Genomic DNA, 21,743 nt, shown 5'->3' on the forward strand with positions numbered 1-21,743 from the left:
AAAACAATGTTAAATATTGTAGAACTGAAACGCAAAGCAACGGAAATAAGAATGTCTGTAATAGATATGGTGTACGAAGCAGGCACAGGACATACGGGTTCATCTCTATCTAATACAGATATTTTGACAGCGCTTTTTTATGGAGTAATGAAGGTTGACCCAACTAATCCGACATGGGAAGACCGTGACCGTTATATTCAAAGTAAAGGTCACGCTGTTGAATCATACTGGGCAGTTCTAGCTGATATGGGCTTCTTCCCAAAAGAAGAATTAAAGACATTTTCTAAATTTAATTCAAGATTAATAGGTCATCCAAATAATAAGGTTCCTGGTGTAGAAATGAATACGGGAGCGTTGGGCCATGGTTTATCCATCTCTGTTGGCATGGCATTAGCTGCTAAACTCGATAAAAAACCTTACCGGGTTTTCACTTTAATGGGAGATGGAGAATTAGCGGAAGGATCTGTGTGGGAAGCTGCAATGTCTGCTGCGCATTATCAGCTTGATAATCTAGTTGGAATTATTGATAGAAACAGATTGCAAATCACTGGAAGTACAGATGATGTGATGAGTAATGAACCTCTTGATAAGAAGTGGCAAAGCTTTGGCTGGGAAGTCGTTGAGGTGGATGGCAACGATGTAGCTGAGTTAGTAAGAGTATTTAAAGAAGCACCAATAGCAACTGGAAAGCCGACAATGATTCTAGCCAACACTATTAAGGGCAAGGGCATTTCACTGGCAGAAAATGTAGCAAGCTGGCATCACCATGTTCCGACTAAAGAGGAATATGACCTAGCAATGACGGAACTTTCTAAGCAATTGGAGGTATTAGCATGAACAATGTAGCGTTTGAGAAAAATACTGGCAATAAAATTGCGAACAGGACAGTTGTAAGTGATACATTGCTTGAGTTAGCTTCGGAAAACAAAGATATTCTAGTTTTAACAAGTGATTCTAGAGGGTCTGCATCAATGGTGCCGTTTGCGGATGCATTACCTGAACAACTAATAGAAGTCGGTATCGCCGAACAAAATTTAGTTGGTATTTCGGCGGGCTTGGCTGCCTATGGAAAAAAACCATTTGTTGCTTCTCCAGCTTGTTTTCTTAGCATGCGGAGCATTGAACAAATTAAAGTGGACATTGCCTATTCCAAAACGAATGTAAAATTAATTGGGATTAGTGGTGGTGTCAGCTATGGAGCCCTTGGCATGTCACATCATTCTGTTCAGGATTTAGCTGTAACTAGAGCGATTCCAGATTTACATGTAATGATGCCTGCTGATCGTCACGAAACAAAGAAAATGATTGAGGCATTAGTAGATTATGAAACGCCAGTTTATATGAGAATAGGCAGAAATCCAGTCGAAGATTCGTATTTAAATGCTGATTATGATTTCCAGATTGGAAAGGCAGTCATCATGCATGAAGGCGATGACTTAACGATTATTGCTACTGGGGAAACTGTACGTGTTGCCCTTGACACTGCCTATGCATTGAAAGCAGATGGTATTAGCTGTCGAGTAATTAATATGCACACAATAAAGCCATTAGATGAAGCTGCAATTATTCAAGCCGCTAAAGAAACAGGCCGTATTATTACGATTGAAGAGCATAGTATTTTTGGTGGCCTAGGTTCAGCTGTTTCAGAGGTTACATCACAATTCTGTCCAGTGCCAGTGAAAATTCTCGGAATTCCAGATGAACCAGCAATCGCAGGGAATACGAAGGAAGTTTTTCAACATTATGGATTAAGTGCTGAGAATGTAGCATGTATTGCCAAAGACATGCTTGGATGCTAGGGGGAGATTGCTATGCGTAATCATTATATCCTTGCGATAGATCAAAGTACTTCTGGAACAAAAGCACTGCTTATTAATCACCAAGGTCAGATTGTTGAAAAGCAAACAGCTGTTCATAAGCAAATTTATCCTCAATCGGGTTGGGTCGAGCATGACCCGGTTGAGATTTATGAAAATGTAAAGCAAGTAATCAATAAAATTGGCGCGGATAATCCGTCGATATCACAAAAAATGAATACCCTTACAATTACGAACCAACGGGAGACTATCGTTATTTGGGATAAACGAACAGGTGAGCCGGTATATAATGCAATTGTTTGGCAGTGTCGAAGAACGACTTCCATTTGTACTTCCTTGAAAGAAACGGGATATGAGGAGGTAGTTCATGCAAGTACTGGTCTTAAAATTGATCCGTACTTCTCCGCAACAAAGGCAAAATGGATTTTAGATAATGTCCCAGGAGTGAGAGAAAGAGCGGAAAAGGGAGACTTGTTACTCGGAACAATTGACAGCTGGTTAATATGGAAGCTGACAAATGGGAGGGTTCACGCAACAGATGTTACAAATGCCAGCAGGACCCTTTTGTTCAATATTTACACTTTAAGCTGGGATGAAGAGCTGCTGAAGATTTTTACTATCCCAAAGAACATGCTGCCTGAAGTTAAATATTCGGATGAAATCTTTGGAATCGTAGAGGATAGCGAGCTATTCATAAATAAGCTGCCAATATCAGGAGTAATCGGTGACTCGCAGGCAGCTTTATATGCCCAACAATGTTTTGATAAGAAAAGCGCTAAAGCAACCTTTGGTACAGGAACATCCGTAATGGTTTACACGAAGGAATGTGTGGAGGCGAAAGAAGGGTTAGTTACTTCTGTAGCTTGGGGCAGTAATGGTAAGGTGCATTATGCTATGGAAGGAATTATAAACACTACAGGCGATATTATCCGATGGATGAAGGATGATTTAACATTATTTGCAACCTTTGATGAGGCAGAACAGTTGGCATATATGCTTGATGATAATGAAGGGGTATATTTAGTGCCTGCATTTGTTGGCTTAGGCGCGCCATATTGGAAACCAGAAATTCGGGCTAGTATTACTGGGATGAGCAGAAGCACGAAAAAAGCTCATATTGTAAGAGCTGGCTTAGAAAGCATCGTTTATCAAGTAAAAGATGTTCTGCAGCTAATCGAAAAGGAAACGAATATTGCAGTAATAGAGTTACGAGTAGATGGTGGGGCAACAACGAATCAATTTTTAATGCAGTTTTTAGCCGATATTCTTGGTATTAAGGTTATGGTTTCGGCGATTTCTGAGTTATCGGCACTTGGTTCTGTTTATTTAGGTGGGCTTGGGTCGAGCTTTTGGACATCTGAAGAGATTTCAGCGTTACATACGGAGAAACATATGTTTGAACCGAAAATGAATAAAGAAGCAAGAGAGCAGTTTTACTTAGAATGGAAGAGAGCAGTTTACTCAGCGATAGGCTAATTTATTTTAGTTCTTGCAATCTTTGACAGCATATTATTGTATGCGCTTTAAATTCGGATAAGGAGGTGAGATTCTTCCGCAATCAATAGCGTGGGTAAGCGACCATGATAATTGTGCACTTATTCTAGTTGTAAGATATTTAGTGGGGGGGAAATAGGATGAGTTATGAAAAACTTGCCAAGAAAATCGTTCAAGAGGTGGGAGGCAAAGAGAATATTAATAGTGTCATCCACTGTGTAACACGCCTAAGGTTTAAGCTGAAGGATCAATCGATTGCAAATACGGAGGTATTAAAAGAACTAGAAGGAGTTATGACAGTTATAAAAAGTGGTGGTCAATACCAAGTAGTCATTGGAGAACATGTTAGCAGTGTCTTTGCTGAAGTAATAAAATTGATTGGGGGAGAAGCACCTCAAGCAGATGAAACTACAGAAGAATCAACGGAAAAGAATACGATATTCAGCAAGTTTGTATCCTTAATTTCTGGAATCTTTATGCCTGTTATGGGAGCAATGGCTGCTGCCGGGATACTAAAAGGCTTCTTAGTAGCATTAACAGTAGTTGGCTGGATAAATGAAGAAATGGGTGTATATAAGATTTTATATGCAGCATCTGATGCATTCTTCTACTTTATGCCAATTCTCTTAGGGTTTTCAGCAGGTAAAGTATTTAAAACAAATGCTTATATTACGGCTACAATCGGAGCGGCGCTTGTATATCCTACTATGATTGAAATTTATAGTGCAGGGGAGCAGTTAAGCTTTCTGCAGATTCCAGTTATCCTTATGAATTATACACAATCCGTTATCCCAATCATTCTAGCATCGTTTTTAACAGCTAAATTAGAGAAAGTTCTTTTGAAAATTATCCCTAAATCTTTACAATTGATTTTTGTTCCATTATTCATTACCGTTATAATTGTTCCGTTATCCTTTATTGTAATTGGTCCAATCTCTGTATATGCAAGTGAATTACTAGCTAAAGGTGCCATGTCTGTTTATTCATTAAGTCCGCTTATTGCAGGCTTGCTGCTAGCAGGTATTTGGCAAATTGCCGTCATGTTTGGTTTACACTGGGCATTTATTGCGATTTTCATTAATAATATTACAACATTAGGATATGATCCTATTAATGCATTACTATATTGTACTGTGTTTGCTCAAACGGGAGCAGCTTTAGCTGTTTCGTTGAGAACAAGAGAAACAAAAATGAAATCGTTATCAACGACAGCTACAATTTCAGGATTCCTCGGAATTACAGAGCCTGCCATATATGGTGTTAACTTACCACTGAAGAAGCCATTTATTTTTGCTTGTGTTGGCGGCGGTGTCGGCGGAGCGATTGCAGGATTCTTTAATGCGAAAATGTATGGAGGATTTGCATCAGGTGGTGTCTTTGGTATCCCAATGTTTATTAATCCAGATGGAATTAGCTGGGAGTTTTATGGATTTACCATTTCATTAGTTGCTGCATTGATTACTGCGTTTTTGTTAACATTTCTTTTCGGTCTATCTAATAAAGTGAGTTCAACAAAAACTACAACTACTGTAAAAGCGAGTACGAATGGTTAATTGAATATTTGAAAGGAAGAGAGAATAGCTGCTAGCACTATTTTCTCTTCCATATTAATCGGGAGGGAAAACAATTGATAGAGTTAAGAGTAGCGGAAAATAAACAATACCTTGAAACGGAAAAAGGTGAAAGGTTTTTTTACCTGGCAGATACTGTTTGGAGTGCTTTTACGAATGCTACGTTAGAGGAATGGAATGATTATCTTAACTATCGAAAAACACAAGGCTTTAATGTACTCCAAATTAATATCCTTCAACAATGGGATGCAAGTGACACAGATGTTAATATGAAGCCATTTGCATACAAGGAAGATGGCTCATTCGATTTTAATCAAAGAAATGATGCTTACTTTGAACGTGCAGAAAAAATGGTGGCAATGGCAGTGGAAAAAGGATTTGTACCGGCACTTGTCCTGCTGTGGTGTAACTATGTGCCTGAAACATGGGGTTCGGAGATCAGTAATATCAATAATATGCCTTTTGAATTGGTAGAGGATTATGTGAAATATGTTGACGGCAAATTTTCGAAATACAATCCCATTTATTTAGTAAGTGGCGATACGGATTTCCCAACAGAATTAGCAACTAGCTACTATTCACTTGCGTTAAATACAATCAAACAATTAAGCCCACAATGTTTAACAACATCACATATAAGAGGAAGATTAACCGAAATTCCTAATGAACTGCTGCACAGTGACAAGCTGGATTTCTATATGTTCCAATCTGGTCATAATATACAATTTCAAAATACGTCTTATACGCTTGCAGAAGAATTCAGTAATAAGCCTGTTAAACGGCCAGCTCTTAATTCAGAGCCATGTTATGAACAAATGGGCTATAGCAGAAATATATATGGCCGGTTTAGTAGATTTGATGTTAGAAAGGCTGCTTGGCAAAGTTTATTGTCAGGTGCAGAGGCAGGTGTTACCTATGGAGCTCATGGGATATGGAGCTGGCATAAGCAAGAAAAAAACTTTGGCCTAGTTGGAGAGGCGTTTGATAAGCCTTACGATTGGCGAGATGCGGTAAAGTTTGAAGGTGCTTGGGATTATGCTTTTGCCAAAAAGATCTTTCACTTATTTAATCTCAAAGACTTACAGCCATTAAAAATTGTCATGAAAAATACCGATGAGATTAGAGTAGCAAGCAGCAAGGATGCCAGTAGAATCGCCATTTACCTGCCTGTTAATACTACCTTAAAATTAGATACAACTCTCGAAGATTATGATTTTACGATCATTGATTTAGAGCATAGACGATTTGGAGAAGCAAGTGTAACCATTGAGGATAATATCACGACTATTGGCATGCATAGCTTTGATTCAGACGTTGTTATTATTGGGGAAAAAAGACGTTAAAGATTGGTCGATAATATGTTTGGCAAGATATTAAAACGAAAACAAAAAATCGAAAAGGAAGAGCTTTTTTTTCGCCCCTTGCAGGTCAAATGATAGAGTTAGAAAAAGTCCCTAATCTAGTATTCTCACAAAAACTAATGGGTGGATTATAATATTGCTAATAAACAAGCTGCCATAAATCACAGCTTGTTTATTGTCGTTTATATAGGAAAATCACTATTATTTTAGTTGCTGAACAATTGGATTGGTTGACAAATACTGTAATTATATTAATGTTATGGGGAAAAATAAAACATAATTTACTTTCGTAAAGGGAGGACTAGATTATGAAAATAAGGAAGCTAATGGTTCCAATTGCAGCTCTACTACTACTGGCTGCATGTAATAACTCAGCTACAGAATCAAGCACTTCAGCAAATAACGAACCAGAAAACAACAGTATTTCACAAAATGCGAATGAAGAGAATGCTACTACAGAGTCAGCAGAAGCAGCCAACACAAACAATACTAATACAACAGAAAGGGAAAAAGACTCAAGTGCTAATGATGACAAAGTGAGCCAGAAGGAAGAATATCTTACAAAACTAAATGCTAAGAAAAAAGAAATGGATGAACTAAGAAAAAATCCCGAGGATGATTCCACATATGCATTGAAAAAAGTGGAAGGAGAGAGATACAAGGCTTGGGATGATTTATTAAATGAGATTTATGGAGTCCTGCAGAAGCAGCTTTCCTCTGAAGAAATGGAGCAGCTAAAACAGGAGCAGCGCGAATGGATCGAAAACCGTGATAGTAAGGCAAAAGAGGCATCTCTTAAATATGAAGGCGGAACGATGGAGCAATTGGAATATGTAGCTGTGCTAGCAGATCTTACGGAAGAGAGATGCTTTGCATTGGTTGAGGGATATATGAAATAAAATGGAAAGTGCGAAATGAATAATTACCTTAAACGAAGAAAAAGGAAGGTTCGCTTACTGTACCTTCCTTTTTCTAATAAGTTTAGCTACTTTTTCACTAATAAACAAAAACGTGACACCAGATAAAAGGATGAACAAGGAACTTATTGTTCTTTTCTCAGATGTTTCTAAAATTACATTAATAAATAAAAGCAATGCCCAATATACAAAGGTAGAATAACATGCGATGTTTAAACTAGGTCTGTCGAAATTTTTGTCTTCTTTAAAAAACATATAACTTAACTCCTTAGGATAGAATCGACCTAAAAATTCAAAATCTAATATGGACATTATCAGCAGCATTGATTGATTAGCAAAAAGGGTAGTGCCTCTACCAATAGTGATTATTATTACGGCTTATTTGTTTCTTTAAAATGGTGAATATTTACTAAGAAAAACGTCAAACGCAATAATAAACTCATTAGCTATATGCTGCTCTTCCTCTGTGAATGGTTGATTTTTACCTGCTCATAGAGGGCTTGCATTAGGTCTAGTGTTTCTGTATAAATCTGTTGATCCTGTTCATTTATGATTTCGGCTATTTTTTGCCCGTAGTCATACTGATAAAATCCATCATATACTTCACATTCAGCAGCAGTTAATGCTATCTTTCTCTGAAGACAAGCTATACATATTCCACAAGGAGTATACATTGCCTTGTCTATCTTTCTTTTCATTCTTACACATTCATTTGTATTTTTTATTTGCTGTTTATATTCTTTTGGCAGTTCCTTAATGACTTCGGCACGGCTTTTTTGCAGCAATGGCGTCTCAATGCTCATATCGACTGATGCGCTTTTATAAAGGGCATTCATCATTTGATATGTTCTCGGATGGGCTGCTTTAAGTAAAAGAGATGGATTGTTAAGATAGTCCATGTTTATTTGTTTGCTTTGATAATAGAATACTTTTGAACCATCATTAAAATAGGACTTTGCAGCAGCAATCGCTATTACGAATAAAATAGCTGCAGGAGTGGTTTTTCTTTTAAAGAGTAGTTTTATAGGTGCATCAAGAATTTCGCTAGAATCAGCAACAGATTTCCGCAAAAACGCTGCTAATTTTTGTTGTTTCTGCTTTTCATTATCTTTGTTGATAATACGAATGTAATCAAACAAGGACTTGTCCTTATTTAATCCGGCAATTGATTCTATATCATCATAAAACAATGCCACGTCTTGGTTTGCAGGCAATGACAAAAAAACGTCGTCGTTATCTAGCGGATTGATTACTGTGAATTGAACAGGTACTGGTTTGTCAGTAATCCATTCAAAAAGCGCCTCTATTGCAGCCTTTTCCTGTTCCCAAAAAGATACATCAAAAACTGGAATTGATATGTCGAGGTCCTTTTTGTCTTTTTTTATATCAGACTCAAAGACAATAAGACTGCCCATTATAGTGATGAGGTCTATAAATTTACTGCTAGTATCGTTATAGTCAAAGTACATCCCATGAAGCACTTCTCTATGTAAATTAGTTAGAAGATCATTTTTTACATTCATACAAAAACTCCTGTTATCTTGTAGAAATGAAAATAGCAATTTACTAAATTATAGCACTTAATGGTTCTTTAGAGATAATTCTAATCCGGATAAGCATGACTTTTTCCATTAAAAAATCTAAAGAAATCATTTTTTGTATTATATTTCCCGCGAAGCACTTACCTTTGAAGTGAATTCACGAATTTGTTCTAGTCGGTCAAAGTTATCAGCAAAATTAGGGGCATTTACCCTCACTAAACCTTCGTTGAAATCCTTTTTAAAGTGGAATACACCGGATGGACGCATTGCGATAAGGTGGATTTGATTCCACTCAGGAAATCCAGCTTTGTGGTACAAGACGTCTGCTGTTTCGAGTGCGATAAACTCCTTGCACCACTTCTTTGTGTGCAGAATATGTTCCATAGCAGGACCATTGTTGTGAATCATAATATTTTTGAATTCTAAGAGATACTTCTGCTGTACATTAACGTATTCAACTATCTGAATGTTGCCGTTTTTTTCGTTGGAAGGGAAGAAGGAGCCAGGGGTCGGAAGCATTGTTTCTTGTCTCACTAACTGTGTTCTATAATCCTTAAAAGCTTGCTTGAAATGGTCGTAATGTTCTTCTTCCTCTGCTTTAAGAAGAATGAGTATATTCCACATTTGGTTTTTATTTACGGATGAAAAGGTTAGTTTCTTGCGATATATTCTATAAAAAGTGAACTTGTTATTATTTTGTTGGAAATAAGTAAGGAATTGACTGATAAACTGCTTATCCTCTTTTTTGTCTGTAATGTATGTTTCAGCGTAGTACATCTTAAGACGCTCCTTATTCACGTTGTTTTTAATAAACCTAACATAATTGATAATCATTTTCAATTAGAAAGGGGTGTTTTGGTCTCCATTAACTTTTCCGCTACAAAAAGAAAAGACAGGACCAAGTCCTATCCTTCCATGCCTACTATTAAACCATCCCGCCATTAACCCGAATCGTTTGTCCTGTAATCCAGCGAGACTCCTCACTCACTAAGAAGGCTAATGTATCGGCGATATCCTCTGTTTCGCCTAATCTTCCAAAGGCATTATTTCTTTTTAATCCTTCTAATTGTTCAGGACCTTTGCCTTCTAGAAATAATTCTGTTGTTGTCGGACCTGGAGCAAGGGTATTAATGGTGATATTCTTTTGGCCAAATTCCCTTGCTAGCTGTCTGCTGATTTGTTCAACTGCACCCTTAGTAGCGGCATAGAGGCTGTACCCAGGGAACATTACTCCTGCAACCGATGTGGAGAAATAGACAATGCGGCCGTTTGCTTCCATATGTTTGAAGGCTTGTTGACAGGCAAAATAGGTTCCTTTCACATTAATGGCAAAATGCTGGTCGAATTGTTCTTCTGTTACTGCGCTTATTGGAACGGTATGCATGATACCTGCATTATTTACAAGGATATCAACTTTACCGAAATGACTGATTGTCTGTTCGAATAACTTCTCTATTTCCTTTAATTTGCTTACATCTGCTTTGACAGCAATTGCGTGGCCGCCATTCTCAACAATATCTGCAACAACCTCGTCTGCAGCTTGAGGACTGTTGGCATAATTGACGACTACCTTTGCTCCTAATTCTGCCAGCCTTTTAGCACTTTGTGCGCCAATTCCTCTTGATGCGCCTGTAATAATGGCGACTTTATCCTGTAAGTTTGTCATCATTAATTCCTCCAAAACTATCTATTTTCTTCACATTATAAACAACCTAAAATCGAACAAGGTAGCAGATTCATCTGTTATTTTTGCCTATTTCTCCAAATAAACGTTAAAATGATAAAAAAGGCGGTGAATGACATGAAGGATAGGCAGCAGCAGCTTGTGAAATTAATTGAAAATCATACGAATACGGATGGAACTATTGAAACGGAGATTGATAAATTAAGTTTTATCCGGTCTTCATCCTTATCAGAGCCCCTCCATTCCTTGTTTGAACCATCTGTCTGTTTTATTGCTCAAGGCTCAAAAATCGTGATGGTTGGTGATGATATTTTTCATTATGACCCGAATCACTATCTTATCGCCTCTGTTCATTTGCCAATAACGGGAAAAATCATTAAAGCTACAGAGGACAAACCATATTTAGGTGTCAAGCTGCGCTTTACAACAGAAGAGATTCTCGATGTTATTAAGGTAAAGCAGGATCACTCCGCTCCTGCCCAAAGAGCCATTATGGTCAATGAAACAACGTCGAATATATTAGATGCCGTCATAAGACTGATTAGTTTACTTGATACACCAGAAGATATTCCTGCACTTGCACCGCTTTATAAAAGGGAAATTCTTTATCGAATTTGGCAAAATGAAGATGGTGAACAAATGAGGGAGTTCGCAGTGATGGGAAGTCAAGCGCAGGCAATCAAGGAGGTTATCCAAACAATTAATGAGGAGTTTGATCAGCCGCTGCGGATAGATGTACTCGCAAAAATGGCGAAGATGAGCGTTTCCTCCTTTCATCATTATTTTAAACAAGTAACGTCAATGAGCCCTTTGAAGTATCAAAAAAAGATAAGGTTGCAGGAGGCGAGAAAGCTATTAATGTCAGAGCCGGTTGAAGCAGCAGAGGCAGCATTCCAAGTCGGCTATGAAAGCCCTTCTCAATTCAGCAGGGAATACAGCAGAATGTTTGGTTATCCGCCCGTTAGTGATGTAAAAAGACTGAGAGATTCCTTAACGAACAGTGCAGAAAAATAAAAAGTGAGCATACTCTGATAAACAGCCCTAGTATCTTAACCGTGAGTGAGTTAGTAGGCTATAATATAGTTATAAATACATATATGAGGTTGGTAAAAATGATTCGGACCATTGCGGATATTGCTAAAATCGCTGGTGTCGCCAAAAGTACCGTTTCACGCTACCTAAACGGCGGCTCTGTTGGTGAGGCAACGAAAAAGAAGATTGAAAAGGCAATTCAAGATACTGGATATACGCCTAATCCATTTGCTCAAAGCTTAAAAGCAAAAAAGACGAATATTATCGGCACGATTGTTCCGAGATTAGATTCTTATGCTTCGTCACAGACGTTAATCGGAATTGATGAACAGTTGAAGGAATGGAATTATCAAATGCTGATATCCAATACAAGCCAGGATTTAGACAGAGAAATTGAGAGTATTTACAGCTTGGCAAAACAAAAGATGGCGGGCATTATTCTCCTTGCCACTGTGATTACAGACAGGCATCTGAAGGCCATTTCCGAAATTAATATTCCCGTCCTGCTGATTGGTCAGGAGCATGAAGAGATTCATAGTGTTATTCATGATGATTATCATGCTGGTTTGGCGATCGGACAATATGTGCTGGAGAAGGGACATCGGAAAATTGCCTTTCTTGGTGTTACAGAACAGGATATTGCTGTTGGTGTTAAACGGAAAACTGGTTTCCAAAAAGCATTGGAGGCAAGGGACGATATTGATGTCAGTTATTATGAGACAGAATTTAATATTCCTGCCGCTCAAGCCGCTGCGATGAATATTTTGGATGCCCGTGAGCATTCTATTATCGTTTGTGCCACAGACAATATTGCGATTGGTGTTTTAAAGTCAGCATACAAACAAGGGTTATCTATACCAAGAGATGTGTCAGTTACAGGATTTGGCGGTTATGATGTGACAGAAGCTATCCATCCCGGCATTACGACAGCGAAATTTCATTATAAGGAAGCAGGTAAAAAAGCAGCAATAAATATGGTTGAGCTAATTCAAGAGCGGCCAGTGGAAAAACTGACAACCATGAATTTTGAGATAATTAAACGAGAAAGCGTTGACACTGTCTAGCACGATGAATTATAATTCTAGTGAAACCGATTCCAATCTAAAAATTTGGTTTCATTAGAATCTATTTTTTTTTAACTTAAATTTGGAACCGGTTCCTTAAACGGTTTTTGTTTTTAAATATTTTTGGAACCGGTTCTACAACTTGATTTATAATAGGGAGGAACGAATGATGAACCATAAAAAAATCGCAGAAGAGATACTGACGGCAATTGGCGGTAAAGACAATGTATCTGCAGCAGCACACTGTGCAACACGGCTTCGATTAGTGCTGAATGATGAATCAGCAATCGATCAAGGAGCACTTGATAATATGGATGTGGTAAAAGGGACCTTTTCAACAGGAGGCCAATATCAAATTATTTTAGGCTCAGGAACTGTGAATGAGGTGTATAAGCATTTTGCCTCCATGACTGGCTTATCGGAAATGTCGACAAAGGATGTTAAAGAAGCAGGAGCAAAAAAGCTTAATCCAATTCAACAGTTTGTAAAAATGCTGTCAGATATCTTTGTGCCGATAATCCCTGCAATTGTTGCTGGCGGTTTATTAATGGGACTTAACAATGTTTTGACAGCACAGGATTTATTTATAGACGGAAAATCTTTAGTAGATGCGTATCCGAATATGGCAGATTTAGCTGCACTTATTAATACTTTTGCAAACGCTGCCTTTGTGTTTTTGCCAATCTTAATTGGTTTCTCCGCCACACAGCGGTTTGGGGGAAATCCATATCTTGGTGCAGCACTGGGAATGCTTATGGTTCACCCGGATTTACTGAATGGCTACAATTATGCAGATGCAATGCTGAAAAATGAAGTTCCTGTTTGGCACATATTTGGCTTGGACATTGAGAAGGTGGCCTATCAAGGAACTGTGCTGCCTGTGCTTGCTGCCTCGTTTATTTTGGCTAAGATTGAAACATTTCTCAGAAGAATCGTACCTTCCGCATTAGATAATTTGCTGACACCGCTCTTATCTATTTTTATAACTGGTTTATTGACATTTACTATAGTTGGCCCACTTACAAGGTCAGCAGGGAATCTATTAACAGATGGAATTGTTTGGATGTATGACACAACCGGAGTAATCGGCGGATTAATTTTCGGCCTTTTGTATGCACCAATTGTTATTACAGGAATGCATCACAGCTTTATCGCAGTGGAAACACAATTGCTTGCAGACATTGCCAAAACAGGAGGCTCCTTCTTATTTGCTATCGCAACAATGTCCAATATAGCGCAAGGTGCAGCAACACTTGCTGTATTGAAAATAACAAAGGATGCAAAGGTGAAAGGAACGGCGTCTGCAGCAGGTATTTCTGCATTGCTTGGCATTACAGAGCCAGCGATGTTCGGTGTTAATCTAAAACTGAGATATCCATTTATCGGGGCTATCGTAGGTTCTGCTGTTGGCTCTGGTTTTGTCACATTGTTTAAAGTAAAAGCTGTTGCATTAGGTGCTGCCGGATTGCCTGGGATCATTTCAATTCGTCCAGATACGATTGTGCCATATATTATCGGAATGGCAGTCGCATTTGCAGTTGCCTTCACTGTAACAATTGTATTAGCGAAAAGAGCAGCTAAAAAGGAAGCAAACATAAGAAAAGAAGGCATAGTGGCATAAAATATCGATAAATAAAGGGGAGAAGTTTTTCTCCTTTGTTTTTTAGGGAGTGAATCATCATGGAATGGAACAGAGAACAGAGGTATAGAAGATGGGAGGATGCATTGGAGGCAGAACAGATGCAGCTTGTAGCAATGGTTAATCAATGCTCATGGAGACAATCCTTTCATATTCAGCCTGTTACAGGGCTGCTTAATGATCCGAATGGCTTTGCCTATTATAATGGCGAATACCATTTGTTTTACCAATGGTTTCCCCTTGGTCCTGTCCATGGTTTAAAGAATTGGTATCATACAAAATCAAAGGATCTCATTCACTGGGAAAATGTCGGTGTGGCGATTGAGCCAACAAATGAATTTGACAGCCATGGTGTATACTCTGGCAGCGGAATGGAGCATGATGGACAATTATACTTTATGTATACGGGCAACAGCCGAAATGAGAGCTGGATAAGAACGCCTTATCAATGTCTTGCTGTCATGAATGAGAAGGGGCAAATCCAAAAGCACGAAAAACCAGTAATAGCTAATGTACCTGACGGCTATACAGATCATTACCGTGATCCTAAAGTTTGGAAGCATGGGTCTGACTTTTTCGCAGTTATTGGAGCACAGCGTTCAAATGAAACAGGAACAATTATACTCTATCGTTCTAGTGATTTGACAGAATGGAACTTGGAAGGCGAATTAGAGATAGGCTTTAAGGATTTCGGTTATATGTGGGAATGTCCAGATTATTTTGAAGTGGATGGACATGGCATACTTCTGTTTTGTCCACAAGGTATTAATTCAGAAGGAGACAGCTATCAAAATATTTATCAATCAGGCTATGTGCTTGGAGATAAGCTGAATATACAAGAAAGAACCCTTGTTCATACCGGTTTTCAAGAGATGGACAGAGGATTTGATTTTTATGCACCACAAACAATGGAGGCCCCTGATGGCAGAAGAATACTAATCGGATGGATGGGGCTGCCTGAAATAGAATACCCAACAGATAAGAATGGCTGGGCTCATTGCTTGACACTTCCCCGTGAATTGACTGTAAGGAATGGAAAGTTACGGCAATCACCGGTGCAGGAGCTGGAGAGACTTAGAGGGAACAAAGCAGAAGCTCATTTATTGATAGAGAACGAGACTAGGCAGGTGGAAAAATTTGCTGGAGAGGTCTATGAATTATCAGTAGAATTTTCAAACTTCACAGCAGAACAATTTGGTGTTGAGCTGCGAGCAGGGGATGAGAACAAAACCATCCTTAAATACGATACACTTGCAAAAAAGGTGATTTTAGACAGGAGTGAATCGGGAGAGCTTGCTGGGATACAGTATGGGACTGTTCGACAATACTCAATGGCGTCAGAAACCATTCATTTCCGGATATTTGTTGATGTTTCCTCTGTTGAAGTGTTTGTCAACGACGGAGAGGAAGTGTTCACAGCAAGAATTTTCCCAGATGCATACAGCCAAGCCATTCGATTTTTCGCACAAAATGGGAAGTCAGAAGTGAAGGCTGTTAAATATGAACTTAATTCTGATTGCTGATTTTTATAAGCTGCCCCGTAAATGTTAGACACCATTCTAACTTTTACGGGGTGGTTTTTATATACTTTTTGTCATCAGCACATGAGGTATGCCATCCTCCATAAATACATCAGAAGAAGTCTCATAGCCGAGCTTTTGGTAGAAGCCCTCTGCATGTGTTTGGCCATGCAACTTCACCTTTATGTCTTTTCGGTCTGCGGCAAGCTCTTCAAGCTTTGTAATAATAACCTTACCAAGACCGAATTTACGGTATTCCTGTGAAATACAAATTCTTTCTAGTTTGCCATAGCCCTCAACAGATCTCACTCGTCCAGTACCGACAGCCTCGCCGTTATAATAGACAAGGATATGATCACATTTGCCATCAAGCTTATCAAATTCATCGTACTCGTCTTCTAACGGAACACCCTGCTCCTCAACAAACACCTTCCGTCTTATATGTAACGCCTGCTCTAGTTCATCCAATGTTGTGATTTTTTTTGCTTCCACTTACTATTTCATTCCTTTCTGGATTTATAATGAGAAACAAGTCATAATTTAATTATCATTATAAACAGTTTATAGGAAAAGTTTATTGTTGTAAATACAACAATAATTGGAGGTTTATTTTAATGAAGGAAATTCTGCGCGAAGTAGGCATGATTGCTAGAGCACTTGACTCTATCAGCAATATCGAATTTAAAGAATATGATTTAACAAAGGGACAATATTTGTACCTTGTCAGAATATATGAGAATCCAGGAATCATTCAAGAAAAGCTCGCAGAAATGATTAAGGTCGACCGGACGACTGCAGCTAGAGCAATTAAAAAGCTTGAAATCAATGGTTTTATCGAAAAAAGGCAGGATGAAACAAATAAAAAAATCAAGAAGCTGTTTCCGACTGAAAAGGGAGAAAATGTTTATCCTTTATTAAAAAGGGAGAGCGACTACTCAGACAAATCTGCACTCGCCGGACTTACCGAACAGGAAACAGAGCTTCTTTATGATTTATTGAAAAAGGTTAGGGAGAATATTGAGGTGGATTGGGAGTATGTGAAAAAAGGGAAAAAACGAGAGTATTAACTAAACTTATATGATCAATGCCATCTTTGTGATTCCTTTTTTTACCGTAATTTTGCCATTCTTTCCATTGATGAATTTTATATGAAATATAAAAAAACCATCCCAAAATTAAGAGAATGCGTCAAAGATGAAAGCAAATAAAAAAGAATTAACGATTATATAAATAAGTTAATTCTTTTTTATTAACTATTCGTCATCGTTTTCTTGACTGAGGACCTGGCAGTCTTCCTACAGTCTGATTGCTGCTGTTTGTGTCTTTCATAAGTCTTTCTAAATTTCTGATTGCTTCATCAAATTCTGATCTTGTTATTTGTTTCGTTGCCAATAAGGAGCATAGCATGGCATAAGCAATCGGATTTGTATTAACTTCGACGTTAACATAAACGTCTACATCGGAGTTTCCGCTTTCCCCAATCTGTGCGGCGTTTGCATCAAGCTCTGTGTTACCGTTATTGCGAAACTCATAATTCGTGTTTTCTCTACCTCTTGGCTGGCGGTTCGGATACATGAATTTCCCCTCCTTTACTGCGAAAGAACGAGAATGGGCTTATCCATTCTCGTCTCACAATGATTAATCCTCGTCTTGATCTTGATTGTTATCTTGATCGTTATCCTGATCTTGATCAGAATCAGCATTCGCTTTTGAGCGAGAGCGAACTCGAGCCTTAGAATCAGATGTAACATCAATACAAAGATCAATTTTTGCATTTCCTGAACCGTCTACTTTTGCAACGTTCGTGTTCTTGTCGATGTTTTTTAAATCATTGTCATTGTCAACATCTGTGTTTGATTTTAGACGATTGTCACTTTCAAAATCGACATTTGCTTTAGAACGGCTGTCGCTGTCGCCAGAGCGAGATTTAGAAGTGTTACGCTGATCGTTGTCCCCATCACCTGGATGCCATACTTTACTCATTAGAAATCCTCCTTTCGTTATTCAATTACTATCTTATTCAAGAATAGAAAATTGACATGGTTGACTGTAGTAGGACAAGTATGGATTTTAGAAAAAATAAAAAAACACCTCCAATAAAGGAAGGTGTCTTGTTACTCAGGATAATAAATAGTCATGCTAAGCCTTGTAAGCCTTTCGCCGGGATTATGGTACGTATGCGGTTTGTCTGCTTTAAATTTTATCGAATCCCCAGCGTTTACTGCATAGTTTATGTCATTAACCTGCAAACAAAGCTCTCCGTCAAAAACAGTGATAAACTCAACTGTACCTTCCTGATGTGCTTCTGCACTTAAGAATCCGCCTTTTTCCATTTCTACTGTATAAATCTCAAAGCGCTTATCCTCTTCAAAAGGAAAATAAGGATAAACATTATATTTTCCGTTGTCCTCTGCTAAGGCTTTGATTTCGTTTCTTTTAACGATTTTCGCCTCTGGCTGCTGGTGTTGAATGAGTGAAGTGAAGGAGATTTTTAAGCCATTCGCTATTTTCCAAATCGTATTGAGAGTAGGACTCGAATCGCCTCTTTCTATTTGGCCAATCATCGTTTTGCTTACTCCAGTCAATTCTGCTGTTTTTTCTAAGCTTAACTTTTTCTTATCCCTTATCATTTTTAAGTTTTTTGCTAAGATAAGCTGAATTTCTTCCATAAAAAACACTCCTATCATATATACAATATAGCGACCATATTGTACAATAAGTTGTAAATCGTTATATTGTCCGTTATGGACATTATAGCATACATATGAAGGAGGAGAGCAGTATGCCGTTGTTATCGTTTTTGCTGTATGTGACTGTAACCAGTTTTACACCAGGTCCTAATAATATTATGGCAATGGCCTTTGCTAATAAATACGGGCTGAGAAAAACAGTTGGATTTTGCATTGGTGTTAGTGCTGGCTTTTTTATTATTATGCTTTTATGCAGCTACTTTAACTTAATTCTAAATAGCTTTATGCCCAAGATTGAGTTTGGAATGACAATCCTTGGTGCAGTTTATATGTTATATCTTGCCTATAAAATCGCCTTTAGCAAGGATGGGGGACAAGAGAAAGAAGAGGATAAGAATAATAGCTTTTTGGCAGGGATGCTTTTGCAATTTATTAATCCAAAGGGGATTTTGTACGGAATAACGGTTATTGCCACGTTTATTCTGCCATACCATGATTCACAGCTTAGTCTGTTATTATTTGCGATTTTTCTAGCTTTTATTGGGTTTTTGAGCACATTCAGCTGGAGTTTGTTTGGCAGTATTTTTCAGAAGTTTTTGTCCAAATATAAAAGCCAGTTTAATATTGTAATGGCATTGCTGCTCGTTTATAGTGCTATTTCCATCCTTATTTAAAGTAAAAGTGGGTGGGACATAACAAACACGAAAAATATTTTAGCTAACCTTGAGACAATGAAGCATGAAATTATAAAATAGAGTATGGCTTTAAAAATTAGTTTGTTTCATTGCGCGCTCGTCCTCGTGCTTTCCGCAAGTGAAGATGAGCCTCCTCATCTTCACTTGCGGGGTCTCAACTTTTCCTTTATTTCTAGCAGGAGTCAAGTGGTCTCCGCTCCATTGTTTTTAACAAAGAAACCAAGCTATTAATCAATTAAATAGTTCATTTTTCAATTAGACTTACATACTTATGTCCCAGCCTCTAATCATTCAGTCATCTGCCACTTTAATGATAACTTTGCCTTGTGCATGGCCTTCTTGCAAATAGCGATATGCTTCTGCTGCTTCACTTATAAGAAATTCCTTATCAATAAGAGGCTTGAGCTTATTCTGTTCAATAAGGTTCTTTAGGAAATGCAAATCAGACTGATTTGCTCTTTGCAGCATATTGCCAAATTTTTTACCGCTTGATAAAGACAGGAAAGGACCAAGCAGCATAGCATCACGCATTTGCTTTCCTTTTCCGCCAACCATAACATAACGTCCTTTTTCCGTTAATAACTGTTTATAGGCATGAATGGTTTGATAACCATTCACTGCCAGTATCAGATCATATTTTTGGGAGTTTTTTGTGATATCTTCTTCTACGTAGTCAATCGCATAATCAGCACCTAATGATTTTATTTTTTCAAGGTTTCTTGTACTGCACACACCAGTTACCTCTGCACCTAGTGCTTTGGCGATTTGAATCGCAAAGGTGCCTACACCGCCAGATGCTCCGTATATCAATACCTTTTGTCCAGGCAGTACTTTTCCATTATTTCGCAATGCCTGTAATGCAGTCGTGCCTGCCATTGGAACAGCTGCTGCTTCTGCAAAGGATAGTTTTTCCGGCTTTATGGCTAGAGCTTTTTCAGGTACAGCAGCATACTCAGCAAAACCACCCCAGCTACTTTGAGAAAGATCCCCAAACACCTCATCACCTGGTTTAAATTGGGTAACCCCGTTTCCGACGGCCTCCACAACACCTGCAATATCGCCACCTGGTATCTGATATTTTGGCTTAAACAATCCAAAGGCAAAGCGTGCTAGGAATGGTTTGCCACTAAGTAAGACAAGATTTCCATAGTTAAGGGATGCAGCATAAATTTTCACTAGCACTTGCCCTTCCTTAGGCAATGGCCTACTTATTTCGGAAAATGTCAGTGTTTCCGGTGTGCCGTATTTGTTAGAAACAATTGCCTTCATCCTTTCCCCTCCTTATAAAAGATAATAATGTCAATTAAGGATATGTATAAGAAAGAATTGTAAGACATAAAAACACTGCATCCAGTCAACAGGATGCAGTATTTTATAAAAATATAGCCTCAATCAAACAGATGAACCTCATCTCCTGAATGAATTTTTCCTGTTTTAATAACAGAGGCATAAACGCCAAAATTATTTTGTCTTTGTTTAAAAACAGTTTTTAATAAAGAAGGAGACCGTTCTGCATTGTCAGGGTCAACTGTAACAATCATGCATCTTTCACAATGCCTGTTCAACTGCAATTCTACCTCTGTTCCAATTTTTATACGCTTGCCAAACCAGCTTTCTTCTATAAAAGGAGTCTTGTCCTTTAAAGAAAGGATAAGGTTTGGACGGAAGCGACGATGGTCAACAGCGGCCTCGCCCCAAAGCTCTTTAAGCTTTTCAAGTGATGCGTCTGTCACGAGCTGGATATGCTCTTCTTCAATTGCTCCCAAAGGAACATTTTCTGGTGTATAGGATAGCAGGGAGATTTTTCTTTTCGATTTTTCCTCTAATTCCAAGGCTAAAGCTGCATCTCCCCAATTCATTACTTTTCCTTCAGGTGTTGTAATTTCAACGCTAGGATATTCAGACATTGCTTCTTCTCCTGCGAACCTTGCCGAATAACGAACCATCTCTGGGAATTGAGTGATCGTCAAATATTTACCTTTTCTTGTGTCATCTGCAAAAGCATGGCTTCTGTCACCATACAGACCATATTCCATAACATTTGTTTCTGCTACGCTTTCTCCGCGAAAAGATTTTACTGGGTGACGAACAATTTCTTCAATATGACCTATTAGCATGAACGAAAACCTCCATTTTATAGTATCTTGAAGCACTGTCTAGCTCATTATTCTCCGAGTGGATTTGCTGGTCCTGGCAGGTGTAATTGATAAAATGCTAAATCTAACCATCTACCGAATTTATAGCCGGCTTTTTCAATAGTACCAGAATGGACAAAGCCAAATTTCTTATGTAGGGCAATGCTTTTCTCATTAGAAGCATCTATACCCCCAATCAGTGTAGCATACTCTCTTTCTGAAGCAATGGCGATAAGCTCCTTCAATAGTATTGCCGCAATACCCTTTCTGCGGTAATTACCGTCGACATAGATAGAATGTTCAATAGAATATTTATAGGCGGGCCAAGCACGGAAGGGGCCGAAAGTAGCAAAACCGACTGCTTTATTATCTAGTTCATAGACGATTACCGGGTATCCGTCCTTTAGCTTCTGTTCGTACCATAGCTTTCTGTTCTCTAATGTATCTGGCTTATATGTATATACAGCGGTAGTGTTAAGAATTGCATCATTATAAATAGACAGGATATGGGCGAGATCCCTTTCCTCCATAGGTCTTATCACTGTTTTTTGTCCTCCTTCAATTTGCTAGATATTATTCTTTT

23 protein-coding genes are annotated in these 21,743 nt (G+C 38.3%); 12 read left to right on the forward strand and 11 right to left on the reverse strand.

The annotated features are described in order from the left end of the window. Positions 1–6: 6 nt before the first annotated feature. From NQZ71_RS05255 to NQZ71_RS05280, 6 genes are all read left to right on the forward strand, one after another. On the forward strand, positions 7–837 hold the full coding sequence (locus NQZ71_RS05255) for a transketolase (RefSeq protein WP_144453725.1): 831 nt from the start codon (positions 7–9) through the stop codon (positions 835–837). Then, positions 834–1,799, forward strand: a complete 966-nt coding sequence (locus tag NQZ71_RS05260) for a transketolase family protein (RefSeq protein WP_144453723.1) — start codon at positions 834–836, stop codon at positions 1,797–1,799. Before NQZ71_RS05255 ends, NQZ71_RS05260 begins: the two co-directional genes overlap by 4 nt. Positions 1,800–1,811: 12 nt before the next feature. Next, positions 1,812–3,293 carry a glycerol kinase GlpK gene (gene glpK / locus NQZ71_RS05265; RefSeq protein ID WP_317011449.1) on the forward strand — a complete coding sequence of 494 codons (1,482 nt, stop codon included), beginning with the start codon at positions 1,812–1,814 and terminating at the stop codon, positions 3,291–3,293. A gap of 158 nt (positions 3,294–3,451) precedes the next feature. Next, positions 3,452–4,864 carry a PTS transporter subunit EIIC gene (locus NQZ71_RS05270; protein WP_144453719.1) on the forward strand — a complete coding sequence of 471 codons (1,413 nt, stop codon included), beginning with the start codon at positions 3,452–3,454 and terminating at the stop codon, positions 4,862–4,864. Between the two features lie 74 nt (positions 4,865–4,938). After that, entirely contained in the window at positions 4,939–6,225 is a 1,287-nt protein-coding gene (locus NQZ71_RS05275) for a glycoside hydrolase family 140 protein (RefSeq protein WP_317011450.1), read from the forward strand. Positions 6,226–6,551: 326 nt separating this feature from the next. Continuing rightward, positions 6,552–7,142: a lysozyme inhibitor LprI family protein gene (locus tag NQZ71_RS05280; protein ID WP_144453715.1), complete on the forward strand. Its 591-nt coding sequence runs from the start codon at positions 6,552–6,554 to the stop codon at positions 7,140–7,142. Between the two features lie 54 nt (positions 7,143–7,196). Here the strand turns inward: NQZ71_RS05280 and NQZ71_RS05285 are convergent, their stop codons facing one another. From NQZ71_RS05285 to NQZ71_RS05300, 4 genes are all read right to left on the reverse strand, one after another. Continuing rightward, complete coding sequence (locus tag NQZ71_RS05285; protein WP_144453713.1) at positions 7,197–7,415, reverse strand: hypothetical protein; 219 nt, start codon at positions 7,413–7,415, stop codon at positions 7,197–7,199. A gap of 191 nt (positions 7,416–7,606) precedes the next feature. Further along, positions 7,607–8,683 carry a 7-cyano-7-deazaguanine synthase gene (locus NQZ71_RS05290; protein WP_317011452.1) on the reverse strand — a complete coding sequence of 359 codons (1,077 nt, stop codon included), beginning with the start codon at positions 8,681–8,683 and terminating at the stop codon, positions 7,607–7,609. A 138-nt stretch (positions 8,684–8,821) separates the two neighbouring features. Continuing rightward, on the reverse strand, positions 8,822–9,478 hold the full coding sequence (locus NQZ71_RS05295; protein ID WP_144453709.1) for a hypothetical protein: 657 nt from the start codon (positions 9,476–9,478) through the stop codon (positions 8,822–8,824). 148 nt (positions 9,479–9,626) lie between these two features. Further along, positions 9,627–10,367: an SDR family oxidoreductase gene (locus NQZ71_RS05300; protein ID WP_317011728.1), complete on the reverse strand. Its 741-nt coding sequence runs from the start codon at positions 10,365–10,367 to the stop codon at positions 9,627–9,629. A gap of 135 nt (positions 10,368–10,502) precedes the next feature. Between NQZ71_RS05300 and NQZ71_RS05305 the strand changes: the two genes are divergently transcribed. The 4 genes from NQZ71_RS05305 to NQZ71_RS05320 all read left to right on the forward strand — a co-directional run bounded on the left by NQZ71_RS05305 (position 10,503) and on the right by NQZ71_RS05320 (position 15,643). After that, on the forward strand, positions 10,503–11,399 hold the full coding sequence (locus NQZ71_RS05305; protein ID WP_317011453.1) for an AraC family transcriptional regulator: 897 nt from the start codon (positions 10,503–10,505) through the stop codon (positions 11,397–11,399). A 98-nt stretch (positions 11,400–11,497) separates the two neighbouring features. Then, positions 11,498–12,481 carry a LacI family DNA-binding transcriptional regulator gene (locus tag NQZ71_RS05310; RefSeq protein ID WP_317011454.1) on the forward strand — a complete coding sequence of 328 codons (984 nt, stop codon included), beginning with the start codon at positions 11,498–11,500 and terminating at the stop codon, positions 12,479–12,481. A 169-nt stretch (positions 12,482–12,650) separates the two neighbouring features. Beyond that, positions 12,651–14,102: a sucrose-specific PTS transporter subunit IIBC gene (locus NQZ71_RS05315; RefSeq protein WP_144454215.1), complete on the forward strand. Its 1,452-nt coding sequence runs from the start codon at positions 12,651–12,653 to the stop codon at positions 14,100–14,102. A 59-nt stretch (positions 14,103–14,161) separates the two neighbouring features. After that, entirely contained in the window at positions 14,162–15,643 is a 1,482-nt protein-coding gene (locus NQZ71_RS05320; RefSeq protein ID WP_317011455.1) for a glycoside hydrolase family 32 protein, read from the forward strand. Positions 15,644–15,700: 57 nt separating this feature from the next. Here NQZ71_RS05320 and NQZ71_RS05325 read toward each other — a convergent pair whose 3' ends face one another. Continuing rightward, positions 15,701–16,132: a GNAT family N-acetyltransferase gene (locus tag NQZ71_RS05325; RefSeq protein WP_317011456.1), complete on the reverse strand. Its 432-nt coding sequence runs from the start codon at positions 16,130–16,132 to the stop codon at positions 15,701–15,703. A 122-nt stretch (positions 16,133–16,254) separates the two neighbouring features. On the opposite strand from NQZ71_RS05325, the gene NQZ71_RS05330 reads away from it, so the two are divergent. After that, the gene (locus NQZ71_RS05330) at positions 16,255–16,707 is read left to right on the forward strand and encodes a MarR family winged helix-turn-helix transcriptional regulator (protein ID WP_127738117.1); all 453 of its coding nucleotides are present in this window, start codon (positions 16,255–16,257) and stop codon (positions 16,705–16,707) included. A 193-nt stretch (positions 16,708–16,900) separates the two neighbouring features. Here NQZ71_RS05330 and NQZ71_RS05335 read toward each other — a convergent pair whose 3' ends face one another. The 3 genes from NQZ71_RS05335 to NQZ71_RS05345 all read right to left on the reverse strand — a co-directional run bounded on the left by NQZ71_RS05335 (position 16,901) and on the right by NQZ71_RS05345 (position 18,309). After that, positions 16,901–17,215 (reverse strand): hypothetical protein, encoded by a 315-nt coding sequence (locus NQZ71_RS05335; RefSeq protein ID WP_144453698.1) that lies wholly within the window; start codon positions 17,213–17,215, stop codon positions 16,901–16,903. A gap of 63 nt (positions 17,216–17,278) precedes the next feature. Next, complete coding sequence (locus tag NQZ71_RS05340; protein WP_144453697.1) at positions 17,279–17,623, reverse strand: hypothetical protein; 345 nt, start codon at positions 17,621–17,623, stop codon at positions 17,279–17,281. A gap of 131 nt (positions 17,624–17,754) precedes the next feature. After that, positions 17,755–18,309, reverse strand: a complete 555-nt coding sequence (locus NQZ71_RS05345) for a helix-turn-helix domain-containing protein (RefSeq protein ID WP_317011457.1) — start codon at positions 18,307–18,309, stop codon at positions 17,755–17,757. Positions 18,310–18,422: 113 nt separating this feature from the next. Between NQZ71_RS05345 and NQZ71_RS05350 the strand changes: the two genes are divergently transcribed. Further along, positions 18,423–19,004: a LysE family transporter gene (locus tag NQZ71_RS05350; protein ID WP_144453693.1), complete on the forward strand. Its 582-nt coding sequence runs from the start codon at positions 18,423–18,425 to the stop codon at positions 19,002–19,004. A gap of 312 nt (positions 19,005–19,316) precedes the next feature. On the opposite strand, the gene NQZ71_RS05355 is transcribed toward NQZ71_RS05350, so the two are convergent. From NQZ71_RS05355 to NQZ71_RS05365, 3 genes are all read right to left on the reverse strand, one after another. Then, positions 19,317–20,294 (reverse strand): NAD(P)-dependent alcohol dehydrogenase, encoded by a 978-nt coding sequence (locus NQZ71_RS05355; protein ID WP_260054592.1) that lies wholly within the window; start codon positions 20,292–20,294, stop codon positions 19,317–19,319. A 119-nt stretch (positions 20,295–20,413) separates the two neighbouring features. Beyond that, positions 20,414–21,142 (reverse strand): MOSC domain-containing protein, encoded by a 729-nt coding sequence (locus tag NQZ71_RS05360; RefSeq protein ID WP_317011458.1) that lies wholly within the window; start codon positions 21,140–21,142, stop codon positions 20,414–20,416. A gap of 47 nt (positions 21,143–21,189) precedes the next feature. Further along, entirely contained in the window at positions 21,190–21,690 is a 501-nt protein-coding gene (locus NQZ71_RS05365; RefSeq protein WP_394374124.1) for a GNAT family N-acetyltransferase, read from the reverse strand. Positions 21,691–21,743: the final 53 nt, after the last annotated feature.

This window comes from Niallia taxi (assembly GCF_032818155.1).
In the GTDB taxonomy this organism is placed as follows: domain Bacteria; phylum Bacillota; class Bacilli; order Bacillales; family Cytobacillaceae; genus Niallia; species Niallia taxi_A.